Source organism: Anaerotignum sp. (assembly GCF_051877975.1).
GTDB lineage: Bacteria > Bacillota > Clostridia > Lachnospirales > Anaerotignaceae > Anaerotignum_A.
On the sequence record NZ_JBJEJK010000001.1, the window covers coordinates 21,390 to 30,422 of the forward strand.

The window sequence follows — 9,033 nt, forward strand, 5'->3', positions numbered from 1 at the left end:
CTACATTCGCAAATCGCGCTGCTTGCGCATCGCTTCTTTGCTCATTCGGCTTGCCTATCCTATGTTCCTGCTTTCTTGCAAACCAGTTTGCAGAAAAGCAGGAACGCAGGATAGGGCTTTTATAGAAAAAATCTTGAAAATATACATAGGAAACAGTATAATTATTTTTATAATCTTTTTTCGACAAAGAAATAAAATCTTTAAAGTAAGAGGGGGTGATGAGTATGGCAGCAATCGAAGAACAACTGTATCAGGAATTGATCGACAAGATTAAGACTTACCATCCATCCAACGATTTTTCCATGGTGGAAAAAGCCTATAAACTGGCGGTGGAGGCCCATAAGGAACAGAAGAGAAAATCCGGCGAGCCATATATCATCCATCCTTTGAAAGTGGCATATATCCTGGCGGAATTGGAACTGGATATGGAGACCATCGTGGCAGGGATCCTGCATGATATCATTGAAGATACGGAATACAGCTATGAAGACATCAGCAATCTGTTCAGCGAAGAAATTGCTGCATTGGTGGATGGTGTCACCAAATTGGGGAAGCTGTCCTATTCTACAAAAGAAGAAGCGCAGGCAGAAAACTACCGTAAGATGTTCCTTGCCATGGCAAAGGATATTCGCGTCATTTTGATCAAACTGGCGGACAGACTGCATAACATGCGTACGCTGAACTATATGACGCCCGAAAAACAGCGGGAAAAAGCACAGGAAACTTTGGATATCTATGCACCATTGGCCCACAGACTGGGCATTTCCAAAATCCGTTCTGAAATGGAAGATCTGTGTTTCAAATATTTGAACCCGGATGCCTATTTTGATCTGGCAACAAAAATCCAGAAAAAGAAAGAAGAACGGGATGAATTTGTGCAGAATATGGTGAAGGAACTGCAGGCGAAGATGGACGAAGCCGGTATCAAAGGCAAGGTCTACGGCAGAACGAAGCATTTCTTCAGCATTTACAAAAAAATGGTGAACCAGAATAAGACGCTGGATCAGATCTATGACCTGTTTGCTATCCGTGCCTTGGTGGATACGGTAAAGGACTGCTACGCCGTGCTGGGGATCGTACACACCATGTATACCCCTATGCCCGGGCGTTTCAAGGATTATATCGCCATGCCCAAGCCGAATATGTATCAGTCTCTGCACAATACGCTGATCGGCCCCATGGGGCAGGTTTTTGAAGTACAGATCAGAACATGGGAAATGCACCGTACCAGTGAATATGGTATCGCTGCCCATTGGAAATATAAAGAAGGCAAGGCCAACGAAAAGACCAGCAAAGCTGCCAAAAAGGAAGAAGCAAAGCTGGCCTGGCTGCGGCAGATCATGGAATGGCAGCAGGATATGTCCGATAATAAGGAATATCTGGATACCATCAAGCTAGATTTGAATATTTTCACTACGCAGGTATATGCATTTACCCCTCAGGGGGATGTGATCCAGCTTGCGAAGGATTCCACACCCATCGACTTTGCCTATATGATTCACTCTGCTGTCGGCAATAAAATGGTCGGGGCAAGGGTCAATAATAAAATTGTCCCTTTGGACCATAAGATTCAGAATGGGGATATTGTTGAGATCATCACTTCTCAGAATTCCAAAGGCCCCAACAGAGACTGGCTTTCTATCGTCAAAACGGCCCAGGCCAGAACCAAGATCAAACAATGGTTCAAGAAGGAAGAGAAGGAAGAAAATATCGTTCGCGGCCGGGAAATGATTCTGGCAGATATGAAAAAGAAAGGCTTCCAGCCGCAGGATCTGCTGCGCCCCGAATGGCAGGAGATCGTGCTGGTCAAATACGATTTCAAAAACTGGGATGCCCTTTTGGCGGCTGTTGGTTACGGCGGCTTAAAGGAAGGGCAGGTCGTGAACCGGCTGAAGGATGAATACCTGAAGGAAAAACGCAAGACCCAGACGGCAGAAGATGCGCTGAAGGATTTTGAAAAGACCATCGACCAGAAGCCGACCAAGAAGCATAAGAGCAAGAGCGGCATTATCGTAGAAGGCATTGGTGATGTGGCGGTGCGTTTTTCCAAATGCTGCAGCCCTGTGCCCGGGGATGAAATCGTTGGTTTTGTTACCCGTGGCCGTGGTGTCACCATCCACCGGACGGACTGTGTCAATGTCATCAATCTGAATGATGAAGAACGCCATCGTTTGATTAATGCGGAATGGGATGCCCAATTTGCCCATGGGGATTCCAACACATCCTATCTGGCAGAGATCCGGGTGACAGCCAATGACAGAGTTGGTCTGATTCTGGAGATCAGCCGTCAGCTGGCGGATGATGATATTTCCGTAAAAGGGTTCAATGTCCGCACAACGAAAGATATGTTTGCAATTTTTAATATTACAATGGAAATCAGAACAAAGGAACAGCTGGAACGGATCGTAAAACGGTTGAAGAACCTGAAAGATGTTGTAGAAGTAGAACGTGTTTCCGGTCTGGGCTGATATCGATATCAATTTTAGGAGGAAGAAATGAGAGCAGTATTACAGAGAGTAACAGAAGCAAGTGTCACCATCGATGGCCAGGTAGTGGGCGAAATCGGCAAAGGCATTATGGTTTTATTTGGCATGCTGGGAACAGATACCGATAAAACCATCGATTATATGCTGGATAAGGTCATCAACCTGCGTATTTTCGAGGATGAAAATGGCAAAATGAATCTGTCCCTGATGGATATTGAAGGGGAACTCTTGATTGTGCCCAACTTCACACTGTATGGCGATGCCAGAAAAGGCAGACGCCCCGGCTATTCCGGCGGTGCGGCCCCCGAACTGGCAAATGAACTGTTTTCCAAGCTGTGCGCAAAAGCCCAGACCTTGGGCATCAAGAAGGTGGCGCAGGGGCAGTTCCAGGCAGATATGAAAGTTGCCCTTGTCAACGATGGCCCTGTCACACTGTTGCTGGACAGTGAAAAGCTGTTCTGATTGTTATGGATACAGAAATGATTTATTATGTCCTGCAGGGACATGAACTGCAAAATGATGTGCAGACGATGATTCAGGTATTTCTCGCCAACCGCCACTATATCCGGGCGGAGGAAGTGACGGGGGAAATTACCGTAGTCAGCCGCATGGAGAAAGGCATTGCTTCGGCAATGCTTTATCGCCGTGGGGAGAAAGCAGCGGAATGGTCTATGCCCTATGCGGAAGAAGCCCTGACGGAAAAGGAGCAGAAGCGTATCATCAAGCGGACCATTTATGAGCTGCTGAAAAAGGAAACGGGCATTCGTCCCCAGTGGGGCTTGCTGACAGGGGTTCGCCCCGCCAAGCTGGTCAGCATTTTGTTAGAGGAAGGCAAAAGCGATGCAGAATGTTTGGCGTTTCTGACAGAGGAATATCTTGTTATGGAGCATAAGGCAGCGCTGGCTCTGAAGGTAGCAAAAGCGGAACAGAAGATTTTGCAGGGCAACAAGCCAGAGGAAATCAGCTTGTATATCGGCATTCCTTTCTGTCCTACCAGATGCCTCTATTGCTCTTTTACAGCCTATCCCCTGCATCAGTATAAAAACCGTGTGGATGAATATTTGGACGCCATGTTCAAGGAATTGGACTGGCTGGCGGCATACAGTAAGCAGTTTGTGATGAAAAATATCTACATCGGCGGCGGTACGCCAACTTCTCTCAATGAGGAGCAGCTGGAACGTCTCCTGAAAAAGGTGGAGGAGCTGTTCCATCCCGATGCTTCCATGGAATATACGGTGGAAGCAGGCCGCCCCGACACCATCACCAGAGAAAAACTTCACCTGATGAAAGCATATGGCGTCAACCGCATTTCCATCAATCCCCAGACTATGAATGATAAGACTCTGCGGGCTGTGGGCAGAAAACATACGGTGGAGGATATCCGCCGGGTGTTCCGCGAAGCCAGAGAAGAAGGCCATCAGAATATCAATATGGACTTGATTCTGGGGCTGCCTGGGGAGGATGCGGCAGATGTGCGGCATACCATGGAAGAAATTGTAAAGTTGGAGCCGGATAACGTGACGGTGCATACTCTGGCGGTGAAGCGGGCATCCCGCTTGCGGGAAGAATTGGACCAGCATGATATGACCACAGCGGAAACGCTGGAACAGATGCTGGATATTTCTGCGGAATATGCGGAAAAAATGGGTATGGAGCCCTATTATATGTACCGCCAGAAAAATATGGTGGGGAATTTTGAAAACGTTGGCTATTGCCACCCCGGCAAGGAAGGGGTCTATAATGTCCAGATTATGGAGGAAAAGCAGACCATTCTGGCAGCGGGGGCAGGGGCCAGCACCAAAACCGTTGACCCGGAAACAGACCGCATTGAACGGGTATTCAACGTAAAGAGCATTGAAGATTACATCGGTCGTATCGATGAAATGATAGAAAGAAAAAGAACGGGCTTGCCCCAAGGAGGTAGTATATGATCCAGTTAGTAAAAGGGACAAAGGATATTTATGGCGCAGAGGTGAAGGCGTGGCAGGAAATCGAAGGGAAGATGAGACGCATCTGCGAAACCTTCGGCATTGGCGAAATTCGCACCCCTGCTTTTGAATTTACAGAACTTTTTGCCAGAGGCGTTGGCGAAACAACAGATATCGTGCAGAAGGAGATGTATACCTTCACAGATGACGGCGACAGAAGCCTGACCCTGCGCCCCGAAGGGACTGCGGGGGTAGCACGGGCTTATGTGGAGCATGGGATGCACAATCAGGCACAGCCCACAAAGCTGTACTACATTTCTCCCACCTTCCGCTGTGAAAACACACAGGCCGGCAGACAGAGACAGTTCCACCAGTTTGGTATTGAAATGTTGGGTTCCTACAGCGCGGCACAGGATGCGGAGGTTATTTCCGTAGCAACAGCTTTGCTGGAAGAAATGGGTGTAGAGGGCGTAGAACTGCGCATCAACAGCCTTGGCTGTCCCGAATGTCGTGCCAGATACAATAAAACACTGAAAGAATTTATCGGTCAGAATCTGGATAAGCTGTGCCCTACCTGTAAGGAGCGTTTTGAAAAGAACCCCCTGCGTGTGCTGGACTGTAAGGAGGAATCCTGCCAGAAGATCGTAGCAAATGCGCCTTCTGTGCTGGATTGCCTGGATGAAGAATGTACAGCCCATTTCCAGAAAGTACAGGATATTTTGACAGCAAACGGGATTCCTTTTACCATCGACCCGAAGATTGTCCGTGGTTTGGATTATTACACCAGAACCGTATTTGAATTTGTATCCAATGGGCTGACCGTCTGCGGCGGCGGCAGATATGATAACCTGGTGGAAGAAGTGGGCGGCAAGCCTACCGGCGCCGTTGGCTTTGGCCTGGGGATCGAAAGACTGATCATGATTCTGGAAAAACAGCACGGCGCCCTCACAGAAACCCCTGAAAGAGATGTTTACATCGGCTCCATGGGGGATGCAGGGCTGCTGAAAGCCCAGTCTTTGGTTTATCAGCTGCGAAAAGCTGGCATCAAGGCGGATTGCGACACTGTAGAACGCAGCGTAAAAGCTCAGATGAAATATGCAAATAAGATTGGCGCAAAATATTCCGTGATCCTTGGGGATTCTGAATTGGAAAGCGGCAAAGTGGAATTGAAGGAAATGGCAACCAGCGAAAAGAGCGAAGTGGCTCTGGCGGAACTGGCTGATATTCTGAAAGAAAAATGCGGAAAATAAAATATTGAAATGACAGAAGCCTCGGGAGAACTGTTCTGCCGGGGCTTCTTTCTTTTCAAGAGCGCCGGCAGAAGGCCTTATGCAGGCAAAAACACGGAAAAATCTTGTTTTTCCTAAGTGGAAATGATATGATAATATGACGGATTGTAGGTCTGAAAAAAGACCTTTCAGAAACAAGGAGGAAAAAACATGAACGTTGTGATCGTAGGGGATGGCAAGGTGGGCGGCACCATCGCTAGCCAGCTTTCCGGTGAAGGACATGACATCATTGTAATCGATAATAATACAAAAGTTTTGACCAATGCATCCAATACGATGGATATCATCAGTGTGGAAGGCAATGGCGCCAGTATGGCCATACAGGAAAGAGCAGGGGTGCCCCATTCTGATCTGCTGATTGCTGCCACTTCTGCCGATGAGGTCAATATGCTGGCTTGCCTGGTGGGGAAAAAACTGGGAGCGAAGCATACCATTGCCCGTGTGCGTAATCCGGAATATTTTCAGCAGATCAATGAACTGAAGGATGACCTTGGGCTGAGTATGGCGGTAAATCCGGAATTGGCGGCAGCAGAAGAAATTTCCCGTTTGCTGCGCTTCCCTTCTGCGTTGAAGATTGATACCTTTGCCAGAGGCCGTGTGGAGCTGGTGGAAATCAAAATTTCTCCCCACAGTGTATTGGATGGGATGCCCCTTTGGGCGATTTATAAAGAATTCCAGGTAAAAGTTCTGATCTGTGCAGTGCAGAGGGAAGGGGAAGTTTATATCCCCAGCGGTGATTTTGTGCTGCAGGCAGGGGATAAGATCAATTTAACGGCGCCTCATTTGGAAATTGCTAATTTTTTCCGTACCATCGGCATTTTCCGTACCGGTGTGAAATCGGTCATGATCATCGGCGGCGGCCGAGTGGCTTATTATTTGGCCAAGGAACTGCTCTCTCTTCATGTGCGGGTAAAGATCATCGAAATGGATTATCAGCGGTGTGAAGATCTTTGTGAATTGTTGCCGGAAGCAGTTATCATCCATGGGGATGGGACAGATAAAGAATTGCTGCAGGAAGAAGGGCTGGAAAAAACAGATGCTCTGGTCTGCCTGACGGGGATGGATGAAGAAAATATCGTTGTTTCTTTGTATGCCAAGGCGAAAAAGGTTTCCAAGGTCATTGCCAAGATCAACCGTATTTCTTTTGATGAAATCCTGGATACACTGGATATTGACGGCTTTATTTCTCCAAAGACCATTGCGGCCAGCAATATCGTCCGTTATGTACGGGCTATGCAGAATTCTGCCGGCAGCAGCAATGTAGAAACCCTGCATAAACTGGTAAATGATCAGGTAGAAGCTTTGGAATTTAAAGTGCGGGAAAAATCCAGCGTGGTTGGTGTTCCGCTGAAAGACCTGAAAACGAAGGAAGAACTGCTGGTTGCTACCATCATTCGAAATGGCAGAGTCATCATTCCCGGCGGTAACGATTCTATCGAAATCGGGGACAGTGTCATTATTGTAACGAGGAACAAACATCTGATGGATTTGAAAGATATTTTGAAATAACATCTGAGACTGGTGAAGAACTATGAATTTTAATATGATTGCCTATATTTTAGGCAATATCATTCGGATAGAAGGAATATTGCTGGCTATACCGGCGTTTACCGCTTTTTGGTATAAAGAAGGACAGGCGGCGGTGGCATTTATCGCTACCATTACAGCCTGTCTGATCGTTGGGGCGGTGTTGGTCAGCCGGGAGCCTAAGAATAAACGCATTTATGGCAGAGAGGGCTTTGTTGTTGTAGCATTATCCTGGATTGTGATGTCCCTTTTGGGGGCACTGCCTTTTTATTTGAGCGGCACCATCGAAGGATATATCAACTGTTTTTTTGAAACAGTATCCGGCTTTACGACAACAGGTGCCACCATTCTGACAGAGATTGAAGGGCTGCCAATGAGCATTTTGTTCTGGCGCAGTTTTACCCATTGGATCGGTGGCATGGGGATTCTGGTATTTACGCTGGCCATCATGCCTTTGGGGGATGACCGTACCATGTACTTGATGAAGGCGGAAGCCCCCGGACCTATGGTTTCCAAGCTGGTGCCGAAGGTAAAATCCACTGCGGAGTTGCTGTATAAAATGTATATTGCATTGACATTGATTGAAATGGTGCTGCTGCTGTTGGGCGGAATGCCTTTGTTTGACAGCATTGTGAACGCTTTTTCTACAGCGGGTACAGGCGGCTTTGCGATTAAGAATGCAAGTATCGCAGGGTATGACAATGCGTATTTTGAATATGTGATTACAGGTTTCATGCTGTTGTTTGGTGTGAACTTTAATCTGTATTATCTGATGATTTTGAAGGATTTCAAGAATATCTGGAAAAATGAAGAGCTGCGCTATTATATTGGGATCGTCTTTGCCAGCATTGCCCTGATCACGGTCAATATCTATCATATGTACCCTACATTGGAATCTGCTTTTCGTCATGCGGCGTTCCAGGTAGCGGCAATCGTAACTACGACGGGTTTTGCTACGGCGAATTTTGATCTGTGGCCGGAATTTTCAAAAACGCTGATTTTTTGCCTGACGATTTTGGGTGCCTGTGCCGGTTCTACCGGGGGCGGCATCAAAGTATCCAGAGTGATTATTTTAGGAAAATTAGCTTATCGGGAGGTCAAACGGATTGTGCATCCCCGTTCGGTAAACCTGATCAAATTGGATGGCGCAAAGGTGGAAGAAGATATTGTCTGCGGGGTAACGGGATATATTGTTGTATATCTTTTGCTTTTGTTGGGCTCTTTTATCCTGATTTCTTTCGATAACTATGATTTTACTACATCGCTGACTTCTGTAGTCACTTGTTTGGGAAACGTTGGCCCTGGCTTTGCCAAGGTTGGACCGGAGGAGAACTTCTTCTTTTTCTCAGGGTTTTCCAAGCTGGTTTTGTGTTTTGATATGCTGCTGGGCAGATTGGAAATTTTCCCGATCATCATGCTGTTCACACCTTCCATCTGGAAGAAAAGCTATATGTAACGATGCAGACCCAAGGGAATTTACGGGAAAGAATGCACCAGACACCTTCGGCTTTTGTAAATGCATTTGAGCAGATGGATTCTGAAGTGTTGCTATGTTATAACAAAAAGAAAAAAGCAGCCCGGGCGGGCTGCTTTTTCCAAAGGGGAGGGTGTATTACTATATATAATAAACAAATCAAATGGTAATATGCTTTTGATGCCCCGAAATAGGAAGGGGTGCCTGCGGCTTTTCGGGGAAGATAGCCGCAGGCGGGAAGTAAAAGGGGGCGTCCTTTTGACTTCTCTTGTAGTATACAATGAAAATATGGACATTTTGTGAATGAAAACTTAAGGCTTTGTTAAAAA

Annotated in this window: 7 protein-coding genes; all 7 read left to right on the forward strand. The window is 46.8% G+C overall.

Annotated features, from left to right (window positions below; genetic code table 11):
• On the forward strand, nt 1-274 hold a 274-nt coding region (locus tag ACI39P_RS00110), incomplete at its 5' end, for a hypothetical protein (protein WP_439718684.1).
• Entirely contained in the window at nt 225-2,468 is a 2,244-nt protein-coding gene (locus tag ACI39P_RS00115; protein WP_439718685.1) for a RelA/SpoT family protein, read from the forward strand. The genes ACI39P_RS00110 and ACI39P_RS00115, both read left to right, overlap by 50 nt.
• A 27-nt stretch (nt 2,469-2,495) precedes the next feature.
• Nucleotides 2,496-2,948, forward strand: coding sequence for a D-aminoacyl-tRNA deacylase (gene dtd, locus ACI39P_RS00120; protein WP_320791197.1), 453 nt, complete (start codon nt 2,496-2,498; stop codon nt 2,946-2,948).
• Between the two features lie 5 nt (nt 2,949-2,953).
• Nucleotides 2,954-4,417: a coproporphyrinogen dehydrogenase HemZ gene (gene hemZ / locus ACI39P_RS00125; RefSeq protein WP_439718686.1), complete on the forward strand. Its 1,464-nt coding sequence runs from the start codon at nt 2,954-2,956 to the stop codon at nt 4,415-4,417.
• Entirely contained in the window at nt 4,414-5,664 is a 1,251-nt protein-coding gene (hisS, locus tag ACI39P_RS00130; RefSeq protein ID WP_439718687.1) for a histidine--tRNA ligase, read from the forward strand. Before hemZ ends, hisS begins: the two co-directional genes overlap by 4 nt.
• A gap of 189 nt (nt 5,665-5,853) precedes the next feature.
• The gene (trkA, locus tag ACI39P_RS00135; protein WP_439718688.1) at nt 5,854-7,212 is read left to right on the forward strand and encodes a Trk system potassium transporter TrkA; all 1,359 of its coding nucleotides are present in this window, start codon (nt 5,854-5,856) and stop codon (nt 7,210-7,212) included.
• A gap of 22 nt (nt 7,213-7,234) precedes the next feature.
• On the forward strand, nt 7,235-8,686 hold the full coding sequence (locus ACI39P_RS00140) for a potassium transporter TrkG (RefSeq protein WP_439718689.1): 1,452 nt from the start codon (nt 7,235-7,237) through the stop codon (nt 8,684-8,686).
• Nucleotides 8,687-9,033: the final 347 nt, after the last annotated feature.